At 55.6% G+C, this 17,012-nt stretch carries 13 protein-coding genes; 7 read left to right on the forward strand and 6 right to left on the reverse strand.

Features of this window, described 5'->3' with window-relative positions:
- Window positions 1-2 precede the first annotated feature (2 nt).
- The 5 genes from AUR64_RS05005 to AUR64_RS05025 all read right to left on the reverse strand — a co-directional run bounded on the left by AUR64_RS05005 (window position 3) and on the right by AUR64_RS05025 (window position 5,135).
- Window positions 3-905 carry a polysaccharide deacetylase family protein gene (locus tag AUR64_RS05005; RefSeq protein ID WP_058580824.1) on the reverse strand — a complete coding sequence of 301 codons (903 nt, stop codon included), beginning with the start codon at window positions 903-905 and terminating at the stop codon, window positions 3-5.
- 189 nt (window positions 906-1,094) lie between these two features.
- Window positions 1,095-1,694, reverse strand: a complete 600-nt coding sequence (locus AUR64_RS20865; protein WP_058580825.1) for a DUF1616 domain-containing protein — start codon at window positions 1,692-1,694, stop codon at window positions 1,095-1,097.
- Window positions 1,691-3,019, reverse strand: coding sequence for a glycosyltransferase family 2 protein (locus tag AUR64_RS05015; protein ID WP_082230589.1), 1,329 nt, complete (start codon window positions 3,017-3,019; stop codon window positions 1,691-1,693). The genes AUR64_RS20865 and AUR64_RS05015 overlap by 4 nt, the downstream gene beginning before the upstream one ends.
- A gap of 388 nt (window positions 3,020-3,407) precedes the next feature.
- Entirely contained in the window at window positions 3,408-3,896 is a 489-nt protein-coding gene (locus tag AUR64_RS05020) for a DUF7261 family protein (protein WP_058580827.1), read from the reverse strand.
- Window positions 3,897-5,135: a hypothetical protein gene (locus tag AUR64_RS05025; RefSeq protein WP_058580828.1), complete on the reverse strand. Its 1,239-nt coding sequence runs from the start codon at window positions 5,133-5,135 to the stop codon at window positions 3,897-3,899.
- Window positions 5,136-5,334: 199 nt separating this feature from the next.
- On the opposite strand from AUR64_RS05025, the gene AUR64_RS05030 reads away from it, so the two are divergent.
- The 3 genes from AUR64_RS05030 to AUR64_RS05040 all read left to right on the forward strand — a co-directional run bounded on the left by AUR64_RS05030 (window position 5,335) and on the right by AUR64_RS05040 (window position 8,965).
- On the forward strand, window positions 5,335-5,796 hold the full coding sequence (locus tag AUR64_RS05030; RefSeq protein WP_155120527.1) for a hypothetical protein: 462 nt from the start codon (window positions 5,335-5,337) through the stop codon (window positions 5,794-5,796).
- A gap of 837 nt (window positions 5,797-6,633) precedes the next feature.
- Window positions 6,634-7,947, forward strand: coding sequence for a phage NrS-1 polymerase family protein (locus AUR64_RS05035; protein WP_058580830.1), 1,314 nt, complete (start codon window positions 6,634-6,636; stop codon window positions 7,945-7,947).
- A gap of 199 nt (window positions 7,948-8,146) precedes the next feature.
- Window positions 8,147-8,965, forward strand: a complete 819-nt coding sequence (locus tag AUR64_RS05040; protein ID WP_058580831.1) for a hypothetical protein — start codon at window positions 8,147-8,149, stop codon at window positions 8,963-8,965.
- Between the two features lie 41 nt (window positions 8,966-9,006).
- On the opposite strand, the gene AUR64_RS05045 is transcribed toward AUR64_RS05040, so the two are convergent.
- Window positions 9,007-12,603, reverse strand: a complete 3,597-nt coding sequence (locus tag AUR64_RS05045) for a type IV secretory system conjugative DNA transfer family protein (RefSeq protein WP_058580832.1) — start codon at window positions 12,601-12,603, stop codon at window positions 9,007-9,009.
- 611 nt (window positions 12,604-13,214) lie between these two features.
- Here AUR64_RS05045 and AUR64_RS05050 point away from each other — a divergent pair.
- The 4 genes from AUR64_RS05050 to AUR64_RS05065 all read left to right on the forward strand — a co-directional run bounded on the left by AUR64_RS05050 (window position 13,215) and on the right by AUR64_RS05065 (window position 16,969).
- Complete coding sequence (locus AUR64_RS05050; RefSeq protein ID WP_058580833.1) at window positions 13,215-13,736, forward strand: DUF7342 family protein; 522 nt, start codon at window positions 13,215-13,217, stop codon at window positions 13,734-13,736.
- A gap of 773 nt (window positions 13,737-14,509) precedes the next feature.
- The gene (locus AUR64_RS05055) at window positions 14,510-15,889 is read left to right on the forward strand and encodes an AAA family ATPase (RefSeq protein WP_058580834.1); all 1,380 of its coding nucleotides are present in this window, start codon (window positions 14,510-14,512) and stop codon (window positions 15,887-15,889) included.
- A 408-nt stretch (window positions 15,890-16,297) separates the two neighbouring features.
- The gene (locus AUR64_RS05060; protein ID WP_058580835.1) at window positions 16,298-16,564 is read left to right on the forward strand and encodes an AbrB/MazE/SpoVT family DNA-binding domain-containing protein; all 267 of its coding nucleotides are present in this window, start codon (window positions 16,298-16,300) and stop codon (window positions 16,562-16,564) included.
- Between the two features lie 3 nt (window positions 16,565-16,567).
- Window positions 16,568-16,969: a PIN domain-containing protein gene (locus AUR64_RS05065; protein WP_058580836.1), complete on the forward strand. Its 402-nt coding sequence runs from the start codon at window positions 16,568-16,570 to the stop codon at window positions 16,967-16,969.
- Window positions 16,970-17,012 lie beyond the last annotated feature (43 nt).

The raw sequence follows: 17,012 nt of genomic DNA on the forward strand, positions 1-17,012 counted from the left end.
GGTTACTCACTCGTCGGTAGTTCTGGGGTCAGTTCGCGCCAACCTCGGGTGGCGAGGTCGGACGCGTGCGTTCCGAACTCGAACGTCTGGAGCAGTCGCTCCAGTTTCGCGGCGGTGCGGTCGATGCCGTGGAAGCTGATGAAACGGTTCGTAAACGAGGGGGTAGGTATCGGCACGTTGGGGTTGAACTCCCACGGGTGGAAGTACACCGTCGCCGGGATACCACGCCGGTTGAGTCGCCGAATTCCCCACTCGAGCAGTTCTATCGGGAGCAGTCGTGCGTAGAACCCCCCGGCAACGGGCAACCGAAGCGGCGTGTCGGTGACTGCCACGGGGTACTCTACGAGACGACTCTCCGCCGTCGTCGTGTCCGTCGTCGGTTCGAACGGTCGGTCCGGACTGACGAGGTACGGTCGCAGTGAGCCTTTCGAGACGCCGTACATCGGCGTTCTCATCGGGAAGATACTCGAATCGTAGACGTAATCGCTCGATTTGAGCACGTCGAGCGCCCACTCGGTCCCGCGGGTCACCGAGAAGTTCGGCGCACGGAATCCGACAGGTCGCTCACCACAAGCCCACTCCAACGCATCCGCCGACGCCGAGAGTTCGCCCTCGAACGACCCCGGATTGAGGTCGAAAATCGGCGTGTGTGTCTGGCCGTGCGACGCGATTTCGTGTCCCTCGTTCGCTATCTTTCTGACGAGTCCCGGATGTGTCTCGGCGAGTTCGCCGACGACAAAGAACGTCGCCGCGACGTCGTGTCTCCGGAGGATATCGAGGACGAGGTCCGTCGACTCGTGTATTCGGTCTACCGACTCTTCGACGCTGTCGCACAGCAACGTCGCGGAGTACCAGTGCTCGACGTCGAAGCTGAGGATGTTCGTCGGACGAGTGTGTGTGTTCATCGGTGAATCCGTCTCGCAGTGTCCAGTTGCTGTTTTTCTGTCACTCTGGTCGCCTGACGCTGAGACGACTGCATCGGTCGGGTTCTCGGCTTCCGAATCCGCTCGGAGACACCTCCGGATGGTGTCGTCACCGTGGCTCGCGTCACCGTGTTGCCGACGGCTCGACGGGAAGCCACGGGATGCTGTCGGTCACTCATCGGCCACACTCACCCAGATGTACGTCGTCCGGTACGCGTTCTCGACGGTCGGTTGCTGTGGCGCGTCGCCGCGGTAGAGCAGATACGTGAGTCTGACTCTCTCGCCGCTAACGCGTTCGTCGGGAACGACACGGTGCGGAATCTGCCACTGTTCACCGGAATCGAGACTCCGGTTGATGCGAGCAACCCGCTGGCTCTCGACCACGGTCGGTTCCGATTCGGAGTCGGTACCGGCGTCGACTCGTTGGAGTTGAACGACGAGCGTGTACGCCTGCGCTGTCCCCTCGTGGTTTTCGACTCCTGCGAGCAGTCGCGTCGGTTCGCCCACGACGAGTTCGTCGGGGTACGTGGAGGCGTCGGGTTGACCGCTCTCACTGGCGTTGAGAACGTACAGTTCGGTGTACTGCTCGCCTTGGGCGTCCGTACTGACGCTGTACGCCACCGTTCCAACCGAGAACACCAATGCCGCGGCCAGAACGACGTTCGTTACCGAGACCGAGTTCGCCACCCCGACGAGCCATCCCCGGAGACGGGCCGTTCTCGACGGCTGGTTGCTGTTGTTCTCGGCGTCATCTCGGTTCTCGCGGCTCATCTGATGTCGGCCTCCCGAAGCGACTGGTGGACGACTGCGACGACACTGGCGACGAAGCCGACGAGCAACAACAGCAGCGAAGCGAGGACGGCTTCCACCGGGAACTGTCCCGACTGACCGTAGTCGAACACCGACCAGTATCCGAGACTCAACCCAGCAAAGGCGCTGACGAATCCGGGAACGCCGAGTGTCGTCAGCGGTCGGTCCCGTTCGATGAGCCGAAGCACGCCGTTGACAACCGAGTAGCCGTGCGTAACCGGGTTCTCCGTGTAGGTGTTTTCGAGGTCGTAGCGGACGCGAATCCCCACTTCGTCGATTTCGAAGCCCCGGTTGCGCGCGTGAAACAGGATGTCCGTACTCGCCCGCATGTTCGACCCGAGCGTCTCGTCTTCGGCGAGCGAGTCGATAGCTCTCGGGCCGTACGCCCGAAAGCCGCTCTGTGTGTCGCTGATGCGGCTGGATTTCCGGAACCCCCCGAGACCGGCGTTGGTAAGGACGTTGATCGTCCAGATGCCGAAGCGACGATACAGCGGGATGTCGCTCGTGACGGTGCCGGTGAAGCGGCTTCCGATGATGATGTCGGCGCTGCACTCCTCCTGTCGCCGGAGCAGTCGTCGGATGTCGCTCGGATTGTGTTGACCGTCGGCATCGATGACGACGAGACTCGACGCGTTTCGCTGGTGTCCCTCACGGAACAGTGTCCGGAGCGCCGCCCCGTACCCGCGATTTTCCGTGTGTTCGACGACGACTGCACCGGCCTCGGCGGCCCGTCTGGCAGTGTCGTCGTCGCTGCCGTCGTCGACGACGACGACCACGTCGGCGTACTCCTTGGCTTCGGCGACGACGGTTCCGACCGCTCGTTCCTCGTTGTATGCGGGAATGCCGACGATGACGGGCGCTTCGACCCGGTTGAACTTCGTTGTCTCCGAGCGGGCTTCGACGACGAACTCGTCTTCGGCTTCGAGTGCACCGAAACTCGCGTCGAGGTCGATTCGCTCCGTCGGGTCCGTCTGAACGACGAGTCCGTCCAAACCGTTCGTGCGCGCGAGTTCGACGAGCGTTTCGCGTGCCGTCTCTGTCTCGTCGACCGGCGCTCCGGTGTGTTGATGTATCTCCATCCGGCCGTCGGCGGTTCTGTCCGCGTGCAGTATCGACCCGTCACGTTCGACCGAGAACAGTGGACAACCGTACTGTGCAGCGTGAGCAAGAATCTGAAGAAGATGCTGCTCCTCGTCCTCTCCGATTACGACTCCGAGAGCGTACGTACGGCGTAGCGACGGTGATAGCGTCTCTGAATGATTGTTCTCGATATATCTCCCATCCATCTGTTTCCTCCCAAGTGTCTGATATCAGACATGGCTATTGTTATGCCGTTCATAGTATGTGAGGCTCCTGAGGCCAATCCCAAAACACCTGATTTCTAGTTGAAACACTCACACGCTGCGGTCTCTCTTCCGTACTTGGCAGATGTGGCTAATATCCGACAAGAAACCACCCGAACGTCATCGTCTGTTCCGCGATGAATCGGCGCTACGCGCGAACTCCCACTCGGTTTAGATAAATTTGTGACACAAAGAGACGTTCGTGACCGCTGTATCGTTGAGCAGGGTATCGAACCACTTCCCGTGGAATCTAATTTAAAAATCAGACATTATTCGGCCGTTGGAGGCCCTGTGGTCGCCACTCCGACTCCGGGAGGTTACTGTCGTCACCTCAAACACGTCGCACGCGGGTTACCCACCGCACCCCACGGTCCGTCGTCACTCGTACGTCGGTGGCGACGGCGACGACGGCCGTCTCTCCGGCCCGTTCTTGGACGACGACGCCGCCGAACGACTCGCAGGGGCCGAACTCGCGGTTCGGTCCGGTCGGGCACTCTGTTTCGGCCCACCGCCGTGCGGCCGTCCCGTTCTCGTCAACACGGTAGACCACACCGCGTTCGACCCGTGAAGACTCGATTTCGTCGACGTAGCCGGCGAACGTCTCCTCGAAAGCGGCGACGGCAGCCTCGCGGTCGCCCCACGAGTATTCGCCGTCGTGGCGGGTTGCGGACGCGTGGACCGCTCTGTCGAGTGTCCGCGCGACGTTCTCGCCGTTGGCAGTCGGTTCGGCACTGGCACTCACGTCCTCGTGGTAGCCGAGTTGGTGGTACGCCAACGCCATCGGGACGAGTGCGACGGCGATGACCGCGGCGTGAGTCAGTCAGGAAACATTGCTAACGCCGACCCACTGGAACTTCCCATTCCGACCAGCCATGACCACACTGTAATCCGCAACGGTGAGTCGATACAAATTCTCTGTCGTCGTTTTCCGAGACATGTGTTCCTTCGGCTGTACGCCGTCGAAGACCTCTCGAATATAGATCTGCCAAACACCTCGGCGGCGTGTGTAGCGTGGCTTGTAGCCCAACTCAAGTGCCAATCGAAGAACGTCACTCGCAAGTCGCTCACTTGCTGTGTAGTACGTCCGACGATCGTTCCCGTCCCCAGAAAGTAGTACTTCGAGGAGTAGCTCAAGTTGATCTCTCGCAAGATTCCACACGAATTCGGGGAGTCGTTTATTGGCACTCTTTTCACCACAGAGGCTCACCAAGAGTCGCCCGAACACCTCAGAACCCATCTCATACCGACGCTCATTAGAATGGAAGTCCAGGTTCATTCGCTCAAGAAGTGTTGCAATTGACCTTCGGTGAGAGTCGATTTCCTGAGCGATCTGCACCTGTGCGGTGTTCTTGTCAGGTGGCCAGTAAACACTGCCCTCAGTCACGAACCACCCGATAAACGCAATGAAATCGTCACCGTCGAACAGATATGGACGACCACGCTGATTCGGTCCTCCCCGAATTAGCGCTGTATCGGCAGTGGCCTCGATTTCGGATTGGTACTGCTCAAACACAGTCGGCGTGAAACAGTATCCGGTGTGACTGTTGTTCCACTGGGGTTCACATCCGTCAGGGAGAGAGGCACGAAAGGTGTGGCCGTGGACTTCGGCTGTCGCGCAGATTTCGTAGTCATCTAAGAACCGAGTGATATCGAACTGTTCGACCCGTTTTCGAGGCACTCGATTCCACTCTTTGACGAATTTGAAGTACTGCCATTCTCTGAGATTCTCTGCAGTCTCAATCCGTGGTGTTGAGATATCTTTTGTCTGAAACGGAATTCGCTGTTTTGCGGCAACTCGAAGATTTGACCGCTTCGTATCTATCTCGATAACCTCTGACTCACCACTGACGGTCTGAATCGCTGTGACTGGCTTCGTCTTGATAATCTGGGTGGTCGGGTCTAATGCATACACCAAATCATTCTGTGAGAGTTTCGATACCGCGACGGGACCGCGTACCGTCATAATCTCTGTGTCTCCGCTGAGGCCACCTTCTGTAAGTTGTCCTCCAATTTTGCTGTACCATTTGGACGTATCTCCATTTTCAGATTCTGTTATCATACGGGGCACTCCTTGTGCCCGTAGATAAACTTTCAAAGCGCCTCTTTCGGAGATATGACTGTCGTGAGTGCCACCGAAGCCAGTAACTCGTAGACAGTGCCGAACACAGAAGTTGGACCCCAAGACTCGGCACAAGAGACAGACGAGATACGATCACCAAAGCGAAAAAGTAACACAGGCGATTCCTCGAACCCCTATCATGCCTACCCGCCCGATCTACAATATCGCCTATCTTCAGGAGCATGGTCCGTCACCAGAAAATGAGTTGCCGACAACCCCACGAATTCGGCATCGAGAAGCTGGACTCCGATTTTTTGCTGTGGGGAGAGGTCGAGGTGGGACCCAGGCGTTCAACGGTGTTGTCACCAAAGTCGCTTATCTCGAAGATCACGACCGTGAAACCGTCCTCCGTGAGTTTCTCGATGAGAATTCACAGTTGGTGGAAGCAATAAATCGCCGTGCGCTCACGCAATTACTCGGTCAGATGGGTCGCTCGTGGTCGAAACTTTCGAGCGACGTGCTTGACGACTACTACGAAGATGTCAGCTCCCGCGGGCCGACTGGATTCGGTGGTCAGACACAGGACTGCCCGTTCTGCGGAGCGGAAGTCAAAAAGGGCGGATTGCCGAGCCACATTGCTGGGAAGTGTGAGGAAACCTAGCCGCGTGGGTCTCTGTCTGACTGGGAGTCTTGGACAACCACGACGAGATGTACAATCACTCAGTATCCGGAAACATTGCTATGCACCCAATGTGTACAGGGTAGATTGTTCTGACTCAGTCTGAGTTAGTCCACACAACTGCCGTCGAAGAAACGCTTCGTCGAGATTGCGACCAGAGACTCTCTACGCCGATTTTGTTGACAACACCGATTGACGAGTCAACACTGTATTGTGCGACAATCGTCTCGATTCTGTCGAACTCGAATTCTCCATACAAATGGCCTCTCGCCCATGATTTCATGGAAGAACAACTCTCCAAGGACATCGCCGTCAGACCTCACTTATTAACTCAGAAACACCGCTTTCAGAGCTTCTAGATGCTGCTAATGGTCGAAAAAGCGTCTCAATACGTTTGCCTTGGTATCGCATCATCGTCTGTTTTGACCCACTGTTATCGGCGTACAAATCCATCACGTACTGCGGTTTGGTGAGTCTGCCAATAGCCAAATTTGTTCCATTCATCGATTATTAAACAGCGCACAAAACGTGACTCAGAGACTCTCTGTGCAACGATCTATCTTTCCAACGTAGCTTCGCTCAGTCCACCTGTGGCTCTTCGTCGACAACCTATCCTGTACACACTGTTTAGACCACTATATTCCGGATGGACGTCTCGCTGTACAGCCACTAAACCTATCAATAACTAGCTTCGAACTGGCCCGGAAACCATGAATTCGACATGGAAACACAAGTGTACCGGCCGTTTTCAAAACATCATCTATAGTCGAATTCGAAGTGCTCATTGCGTCGGTTGCTATCTGCATCGAGTGAACAGAGATGACGACAGTGGAGTTACCAAGCCGGGCAGGGCTCCCCGAAGCGCTCGTCGCTCGTGACCAATGGGTGTGCTGGCGCGAGGAGAGTCGCAGCGGGAAGCCAACGAAAATCCCAGTCAATCCCGAAACGAAACGCTACGCGTCAACGACTGACCCCGACACGTGGGCCTCGTTCGACGTGGCTCACGAAACAGCGACAGAAAAATCTGGATACGGACTTGGGTTCGTATTCACCGCAGCAGATTCACTCGTCGGTGTCGACCTTGACGACTGCCGTGACTCCGAAACCGGAGAGGCGACTGGGTGGGCAACCGAGATCGTCGACACACTCGACTCGTACACCGAAGTCAGCCCCTCAGGAACAGGCTATCACGTGATCGTCCACGGCAAACTGCCTGGTGACAGAAACCGATCGGGAGACGTCGAACTGTACGAGAATGCACGCTTTTTCACCGTCACTGGCGACCACGTCGAGGAAACTCCAACCGAAGTCTGTGAACGAGATGAGGAACTCAGCGTAGTCCACGAAGCGTACGTGGGGTCGACAACGATATCTTCTGCTGAAGACGACCATTCAGACACGCAGAATCAAGACGACGACAGTGAGGCTGTGAAGCGCTCTGAGAGCGGGAGTGATGATTCAGCTAGCTCAACCCTATCATCGCCATCCGGCTCAGTGATCGATTTGGACGACGAAACACTGCTCCAGAAAGCACGGAGTGCTGGAAACGGCGAAAAATTCGGTCGGCTCTGGCGTGGGGACACGAGCGGATATGAGAGCCAGTCGGAGGCGGATTTCGCGCTGTGTTCGCTGCTTGCTTTCTGGACCGGTGGTGACGAGCACCGTGTCGACCGACTGTTCCGCGACTCTGGATTGATGCGCGAGAAGTGGGACGAACGGCACTTCGCCGACGGCAGTACGTACGGTAAGAAAACAGTCGAGCGAGCGGTTTCAGGGACAAGTGAGTTCTACAGTCCGCAAACGACTACCGAACAATCGGAGTTGCAGTCGACGGAGACCGCCACTACGTCGTCACCATCTCCCAACGGCAATCAAAACGCTGGGGCAGTATCGAAGAGTCCAGCTAGCTCGACACATCTCGAAAACGTTCGAGAGCGTGAGCAAGCCCGACTGGAGACGATTACAGAGCTAGAGCAGGTGGTTCAACGGCTTCGTGGTGAGATCGAGACCTTGGAGACGGAACTCGAAGCCGAGCGCTCTCGTCGACGAGCACTCGAACAGGAGACCGAAAGCAGTACTGGCACCTCAGAGAGTTTCTTTGCCGTTTTCCAGTCAGTTCTGCCGTGGAATTAGTCTGTTACTGGATTCTTCTAAAATTGGTGCTGAGTGTTTTCACTGAACAGTAGAGTTGTCTCTGTCGAAAATCGATAGGCTACTCCATGAATCCTACTCAAATCCTCTGGTTAAGCTAATCACGACGTCAGGATAGCTACTGCGAGATTCTGCTTCATCGCCAGCATCGTTGATGTCAGATAACATTGTATGAGTTCTCATGAGTAGAGTTGCGTGGATAGCTGCCTCAACGACTCTTACCTACTTTGCCAAGCAGTACTTCGGTGAGGATAGCCTTCCTGCCGACATGGGAATAGCTCTAATCGATGTCCACACGACCGATCCAGAGGTGATCAATGGGATCCGTCGGATAGAGTCTGAATTAGCCGGCATTCGGCAGGACCTGGTTGCCGTAAAACATGGACCATACAACACCGGCCACCGTTACCTCAAGAAGGCGTTGCGGTTGGAGTGGGGTTCTCCTGAGCGTGAAGACAACCTTCGGAATGCAATATGGATGTTTACTCGGGCATCGGGCCAAGAATCTATTGTAACCACAGTCGATGCTCTCTGTTTAGCTTCTATGTGTCACTTATTACTCGGTGAAAGCACCCTTAGCAAGATTACCTTTGAGGAGGCATATGAAGAGGGTTGGCATGGTCTTTCTTCTCTCGAAACGGAGTATAATGATGTCCACTTTGAGAGGTGGCGGGATGTAAACTCGTGGTCACTTCTCGAAACTTGGGGTGTGGGTTCTAAGGGTAAAGCAGCCTGGCAACGACTGGACGAGTATACTGCAGAGCAACAAAGAATAGTAGCTGACGCTTGGATGACGATTGCTCAGATGGAAACCCTCGTAGAGATATTAGAAACGTTTGATTCTCCTCTTCTGCGAGACAAGAAGCTGGAAGACTTGCGTGGATTTTGGGAATCTGACTCTGAGTCTTCGAGTAGTTCGGGTTCATCTGGTGCCTCTGGTCTCAATAACTCTGAAAGAACCCCTGAAGAGATAATTGGTGATGCCCTTTGGGGAATGTAAACACCGATTAATTTCACACACGGGTGATTTGTTTCTGGACCCTACTGAAGCAACGTATCCCGAATGTATCGCATCGTCCCAATCTCGGTTAATCCTGGTCGATCAATGCTGAACCGCTGTGGCGGCGAATTCCGACTGTAGGTCTTCTCGACACGTGGGTCGCCCTCAGGCGGGTCATTGAGCATCTCGACGACATCGTGAGCATCGTCTCGCGTCCGAACAATCCAAATCGCCGCTTCAGGGTCGAACGCTGCCATCTTGTCGAAGTCTTCAGGGATAGCGCGACGTCGGTCGTTGTTGATGCGTTCGGCTTCGAGCGTGACGACGACTTTTCCATTCTCGTCGAGACAGACAGCGTCGAGACGATGGTCGTCGTTCTCGTCGCTGTAGTAGGTGACGACCTCTGCGGCTTCGGACTCTGGATTCTCGACGAACGCCTGTTCGAGATACTGTCGTCCCACTTCGACCATCGCCACGTGGAGACTCGATTCGCTGAGGTCACCGCGTCCATCGCCGTGAGCAATCCCTTCACGATGGCCGACCTGAATTTCGGCTCGACCCTTCGGTGTGACTGTGTAGAGCTTGTAGGGGTGGCTGCAGTCCTCGTTGAGCAGTCCCTCGTCGATGAGTTCGTCGACGGCGTCACGTTCGATGCCCGCGTATTCGATGAGACGAACCATGCTGTCGCGGGTGATATCGTACTCCCACTCGGTGTCGTAACGCTTCTGGTGAGCATTGTAGACGACCTGGAGGAACGCGAGTTGGCGATCTGTGTACTCGCTTTGGCGGCGCTCTGCAGTCGAGAGTTTGAGGTTCACATCACAGACAGGGATATCGTCGCGGTCGATCTCAGCGAGTGAGTGACAGCACTGAATCCCCCGAAGGATTCCGTTCTGGGTTGGGTCGTATCTCGTCTCACAGTTCTCACAGACAAGGGCATGTGCGCCGATATCGTACGTAATCGCGTCGGGTAGACGATTCGTGAGTGGGAACGCCGTATCCAGTGGTGGATTCGAGCCGTCGAACTCGCCAGTAGTGAGATTCGTGCTGGAGCGTCCTTCGGGTGCAGAAAGTTCGAGACCGTAGTCGAGACGCGTCCGGTCACGCACAACATCGAAGGCCGCATCGAACGCCGTCTGGCCTGCGTGTCTGAGTGGGTCGTCTCCGTCTGGGTGACCTGGTGGGAGTGGGGCCGACCCGACGAGGAACGGCCGCGGTTCGGATTCGTTGAACGGCGCGGGGAGACTGACGAGCCACTGGCCACGACGGAGTGCTCGAAGTCGATTGCCAACGTCTTTTGCGTCCATGTCCGCGGTAGCGAGTCGACGAGCGAGGTCACGGTCGACGGCGACGTTCCCTGTGACGATCGTGGAGACGTTGTTCAACAACTCCGCGTAGGCTTCGCGTGATCGTTCTCGGAGTTGGGCGGGGAACTGCATCGAAAGCGTGACTGAGAGGCCGAACGACCGTGATTGGGCGAGTAGATCAGTCATCAGGCCAGTGGCCGCAACCTGAGATGCCTCTTCGAGATAGAGATTGACCAGTGGATGCTCTTTCGAGTCTGATTCTCGGGTGCGACGCTGCAGTGCACTCCAGAGTTTCGAGAGGAGCACAAGCGTGATGGCACGGCGACTCTCCGGTCTGAGCCCGCCTGTGTCGATGAGGATGACTGCGTCTTCGTCGATGAGTTTTCGAAAATCGAGTTCGGGGTCCATGTCGTCCTCGGGAACGTGGTTGAACAGTCGCCCAAGACGGTCGTCGATTGGAACCTTCTCGATACGGTTTGCAACCCCCTGCATCAGTTCGTCGAACGACCGTTGGCTGTTGGACGCGACGCCAGCGAGCATTCCTTGGAGGTCAGGGTCGCTCACTGGTGGGGCGTCGCGTGTCTGGTGCATCCGTCCCGTGATGTGCTGGAACTCCCGGTGGCTGAAGGCATCCGAACCATGCACGGGGTCGAACAGTGCTTTGACGAGATATCGGATGATGTCGGGTGAGCGGACCGCTTGCTCGAAGCGATCTCTACCCATGATACCCTGCAGAATTTCGATATAGTGGTCGACGACGTCTTCGACGGCCGTCGTCCGGTCGATGCCTGCGTCGAGTTGATCTCGAATATCGAAAAACGAGAGCGCGGGGAGGACGTTCGCACAATCGAAGTAGTAGACGTTTTCGAGGGTGCCGTATTCGGCGTAGTGCGCTCGCAGATACTCGACGGGCATCCCATCGCCTTTCGGGTCGATAAGGATGTCCGCGCCATCTGTGGCGTCGTGGTTCGTGAGCATCGCGTTGATGAGCGAGGTCGATTTGCCTGAGCCAGTTCTCCCGAACCATGCGAGATGGAGTGGTTGGAGTGAGGGTGGGAGGACGAGTGCGTCATCGTCGGGGGTGCCGTCTTGGGTGAGCGGGTGGCCGAGTGTGAGACCTGCTCCGTGGTAGTGTGTGAGTTCGCTTGCTGGCGGTCGTGGTTGGGCGGTGCGTTCACCGAGTGTTGGGTCGATGGCGCGTTTTGCTGCAGTGGTGAGTGCCGAACCATCGAGGACAGTGAAGTTGCCAAGTTCCTGTGGGTCAGCGATGATTGCTTTCGAGCGCGTCGGCGTCCACGGGAGTCTGGTTCTGAGTGTGTCGTAGTCGGGCTGGTGGACTGTTTGGGTTCGGACGTCGTCGAGTACGTCTCTCGGGGTTCGTTTCGAGTCGGGTGTTCGGACCACACCCGTGATATCGTAGTTCGTGTGGCCCACGTCACTCAGTGTCGTACTGAGTTCTTGAGCGACGGTTTTAGGAGTTGGTGAACTAGGTTTCGAGGAGTTTTCATCCGCGACGGTGGCCGGGTCGGTGGTGACGGCGCGGGCGTTCACGACGAACGTATGGCGAGCGTCTCGGGCGTCGATCTCTTCGAGGCGAGGTTTTGCGCTATCGGGAATCTGCGTGTTCTCTGGAGTCTCCGTTGTCGTTGGCCCGAACAGCGTCGCAGCAGCCCGTTGTGTGGCCGTGTCCTCTCCGTTCTTGAGTTGGTGTTTGCGATAGCTGGCGTCACCACGCCAGTCACGATACGGATAGACGAGTGCTTGGTAGACGACCGGAAGCGGTTGATTAGCTATTGTTTCGACGACGGCGGCGAGCGGGACGCGGGCCGTGTCGTCGTCCGAAAAGTCTGCAAGATGTGTCAGCTGTGTCTGCCAGTCGTCGTAGCGGTCGACGTCGCCGCAAAACTCGACTGCAGCGCACGCTTCTGGTTCGGTAGGTTGGTCGAGTGGGTGCTCGACGAGTTGTGTTCGCTTGAACTCGTAGGTCTCTGGAAACAGCCCACGGAGAATCCGTTCGAGTTGCGTCAGGAGTGAGTCTGTGGTTTCGGTCGATTGGGTTTCTGTGGTTACGCCGACGTAGTAGGTGACGCTTGAGTCGCTTCCACCATCACTGACGAGCAACCATTCGAGCGTGGGTTTGTGGGTGTTGTTGAAGAGCGTGGTGAGCCAGTTTCCGTCGACGTTGTATTCGAGATTGTGGAGGCGCTTCCAGTGTCTTGCGACAGTGTCTGGGTCGACTGTGTCGTCACTCGGTGTGATCTCGATGTATTCGGATGATTGGTCGTCGGTATCGGTGTCAGAACTGTTAGTAGAAATATCGTCGGTGGCCATTGTTGGTTGCTAGGAGTGTCTGAAAGTCTGTTTCTGCGTAGTTTTTGGTGAGTAAAGAATCAGTCATAAATGCTCCTGTCTTCGAACGCCCCCGGCGTCGTCGAGCCCCGCGACTCGCTGCGCGCCTCACTCCGCTCGGTGCTTACATCGTCGGGGGACCGCGACGACGCCGGCCCCGTTCATTCCCGCCCTGTCGGGAGGATGGTCGAGTGTCTGTACCGGGTTTGAGTGGTGTGTGCGACAGCGAGTTTATCGGCCCCCTGATGGGCGGAGGGCAATTCAATGAGTCTGCTTTCACAGTCCGACAGTCGTATCGCTTGTCTCTGGATTCGGAGTCTTCGCGCGTTTGGGCGACAGCCTATAGCACCTGTTCCAGTTCGGTGTGAACATCCAACCGCTGACCGAGAAACCCACCTCACGGGTGGTTGGTACATCCGTTCCTGCGAGCACTGTGGAGAAGTATTGGATCGGCGTCGACTGGCGTCAGAACAGTGCGACTCGTGACGACCGTGCTTCAGAGGAAATGCAGTATACAGCTAACTAGCAGTCAACCATATAGGAAATTATTCCTCGAAGCAAGAACTATATCCGTAACCGCGCAAGATCGACTTATGTCTAATACAGAATTCCCAGACGGCCCCCCACCCTTTGAGGACCCGTTTCGTGGCGAGGACGTCGAACAGCGCATCTACGGAACAATCCTCCAGACACGCGAGCCGACAGCCGCGAGTGCTATCGCCAAGCAAGTCGATTGTGACCCGAAGACTGCCCGGAAGTACCTGAGTTGGTTTGCTGACCTTGGGATTGTCACGCCTCACGACGGTCACCCGACCACCTACGAGCGTAACAACGCGTACTTCGAGTGGCGGCGAATCAACCGGCTCGCAGCCGAGTACTCTATTGAGGAACTCCAGCAGCGAGTCCAAGAGCTGACCACGCGTATCGAAGAATACGAAGACACATACGACGCTGCGATGCCTGCGGCTGTCGACGCTGTCGCTACTGCAGAAGCGAGTGACAACCGGACAATCGACGACATCTATAGTGATCTCGGTGACTGGGCGACCGCTCGTGAGGAACGCACGCGCTATGAACGCGCTCGCCAGCAACGCGCTGGTGCTAAGAGTGAGTAGACGTCTGGGTGTACATTTCCGTCTTCAGAGTCAGATAGAGCAGACCCCCACACCACATTTCGAATGAATTCTCCTCCGAACAAGTAGGCGGGTTAGATTCCCAACGGTGGTCTGTTTGATGCCGAAGACCGAACTCACGCGTACAACGCATACTGCTGCGGGCTATTCACGTGTTTTTAGAGAGCTTGAGTTCGACGATTCGTTTGCAGTATAGTATCTTGTGGAGTAGGAAATATAATACAGATCAAGCCCCACTAGGACCACTCCTCTGGCCGTAAGAAGGAGGGTGATCTGCACTCACTGATTTTTCTGGTGTACCTTTATATACTCTGTTCGAGGTAGATTCGAGATTCTGAAAAACTTCTCATTGCATAATCTACAGAACACCATCTTTCAGATGATTTCTGGCTAACAGCCCGTCTATAGAGTATCTGGCCACCACAGAGAGACCATGCACGTGAACGCAGGAATCTTCTGTTATTCTCTATGCTCTGAATTCATCTGAAATCCGGTGTGGGTGTGTCCTGCTCATTTCGTAGCAACAAGAGAGCCAAACATTTGGTTAGCCCTGTAGTGGTGAGTTCACTCGTTGAAGACGTGTTTCGAGAGGAATTCAATTGAAATGTGGTGTTGTGGCCCAAGCAGGTATTCAACACTACACCATCACCGACAACAGAGATCGTAGACATCTGTGTGGCCTCTGGATACGTCTTTCACTGGTCTATTCAGCTGAACAAGAAAGACCTAAGTCGAATTCATTTGAAATTCGGTATATGGTTTCACAGACGGAACAGCCGTCGACACTCGGTGAGTACGCGGCCGAGCATGGGGCTGTTGCGCACTCTCGTTCTACCGCTCGTGATGATCCACTCTCTGTCCTCGACGAAGAAGACCCGATTTTTGCTAACGAAGACCTGCTACGTATCGACCATATCCCAGATCACGACAAAATCGTCGGTCGTAACAGTCAGATCGAGACAGTTGCTCGTCGACTCAAACCAACAATCACCGGTGGGTCTGGGAAAGGAACTCTCCTCTTAGGCAAATCTGGGTCGGGAAAGACGCTTGTGACTCGGTACGTGAGTCGCGAGGTTGAGGACCGTGCTGCCAACAACGATGTTCGGATCGGACGTGCAGTCATCGACTGTGCTCAGCGTCGTTCTGAGGTTCAGACAGTCATTCATCTCGCAAGGAGCCTTAACGACCCCACAGAAACTGGAATCAAGATCCCCCACTCGGGAATCGCTACAGGAGCGTACTACGACCGTTTGTGGAGCGTCATCGACGCCCTGTATGATGCTGTTATCGTTGTTCTAGACGAAATCGATCGTCTTGCACCGTCCGATGACGGGAAAAACATCCCTCCAGAGGAAGCTGATGACAGCAAACTGCTCATGCAACTCTCACGAGCAGGCGAAGAAAACGACGTTGAGGCCAGCATCACTGTCGTCGGTATCAGTAACGACCTCAAATACGGGGACCGACTTGACACCCGTGTCGAGAGTTCGTTCGCACCTGATGAAATCGTATTCCCCGCATACGACGCAAACCAACTGGGCGACATACTCGACCGACGACGTGACGCCTACCGCGACGGGGTGCTCTCAGACGCCGTCATCCCACTTTGTTCAGCGTTCTCTGCCCAAGAACACGGCGATGCACGACGTGGCCTTGATCTCTTTCGGTTGGCTGGTGAAGTCGCTCGTGATGATGACGCCGACCAAGTCCGCGAAGAGCATGTCCACGCGGCTAACGACGACGCTGAAGTGACGCGTATTCAAGATCTAATTCGCGGGTGTCCAACGCAGGCGAAGGTCGCAATCGCCGCTCTGGCTGCCCTCGACGAGTTTACAGAGCATTCGCATTTCAAGGCGACACAGATGTATCGCGTCTACCGTGACTTCGCTGAAGCGATCGGGATGACTGTACTTGGACAGAAACGAATCACCGACCAACTTCGAGAGTATGAAACGCTGAAAATCATCGATATGACTCGAACCAGCGACGGCTACCGAGAGGGAACATATCTTCAACTCTCACTGCTTGACGAGGCAAGTCTTCTCCTGCAGTCTGTTGGTCTTGATGAGCAGTGTGCGCAGATCCCAATCGATTCGCACATGCGTCGACAGTTTCGTAGCATCGCTCAACAGTAATTCCGACTACTGTTGTTTGTAGTTCCCACGTAATCTGATTCTTGATTCGACATTTGCGATAGCGAGTTTATCTGGCCCCCTGATGGGCGGAGGGCAAATCAATGCGTCAGCTTTCGCCGTTCGACAATCGTATCGTTCGTCTCTGGATTCGTAGTCTTCGCTCGTTTGGTCGACGACCTACAGTATCAGTTCCAGTATCGTGTGACCATCCAACCGCCGACCGAGAAATCCACCTCACCGGAGGCTGGTACATTCGCTCGTGTGAGCACTGTGGAGAGATGCTCGATCGGCGTCGATTGGCGCAGAGCAGTGTGGGCGAGTTAAGTGACTAACCTCGGTTCACGGTGTCAGCCAACTCAGTGGGAAGATTTTAGAAAATTCCCGTATTACGTGCTAGTCATACCACCTATGTCGAAATCTACTGACGAGCGCGGACGTATCTACCTCCCGAAGGACGTTCGCAAACGATTCGGAGACAAGTATCGTATTGTCGAACTCCCGAGCCATATCGCGTTGTTCCCTGTCGACGACGACCCACTGGAAGGACTCCGTGCGGCTGTCGGTGACGCCTTCGAGGGGGATGATGCAGACCAACTGAAATCCGACGCTCGAAAGCGAATCGCACAAGAGGCTGAGGATGAGGCAGCCGAACGTTCATCTGAGCGTGAGGACTGAACTGTGTACGTAGAGACCGATTTTCTGACAGCCTTAGTCAAGGAGGAAGACTGGCTTCGTGAATCTGCACTCCGCGCACTCGAAGACCGTGACGATATTCACACTTCGATTTTGGCGTATGCAGAGATACTGGTCCTCTTCTACGACCGTGAACAGGCAGCCTATGAGATTGATGCACCACGAGCTATCTCCAACCTTCTAGAGTTAGTTCCAATTCAACCGAGCAAACACGAGGACGCAGTTCTCGCTGCAGCAGCGTTTCTAGATGAGTATCAGATGACTCCGTTCGATGCACTCCACGCAGGAATCGCTACGACGAGAGACGGAACAGTACTCTCTAGCGAGAAAGATTACGACACCATCGGTCTGGATCGACTTCCGTTAGAGACGTACCTCGAAGAGTGAGTCCGTGACGAAGTTAGTGGAGACTCACAGAGGGGGGGGGGGG

The sequence above is a fragment of the Haloprofundus marisrubri genome (assembly GCF_001469955.1).
Classification (GTDB): domain Archaea; phylum Halobacteriota; class Halobacteria; order Halobacteriales; family Haloferacaceae; genus Haloprofundus; species Haloprofundus marisrubri.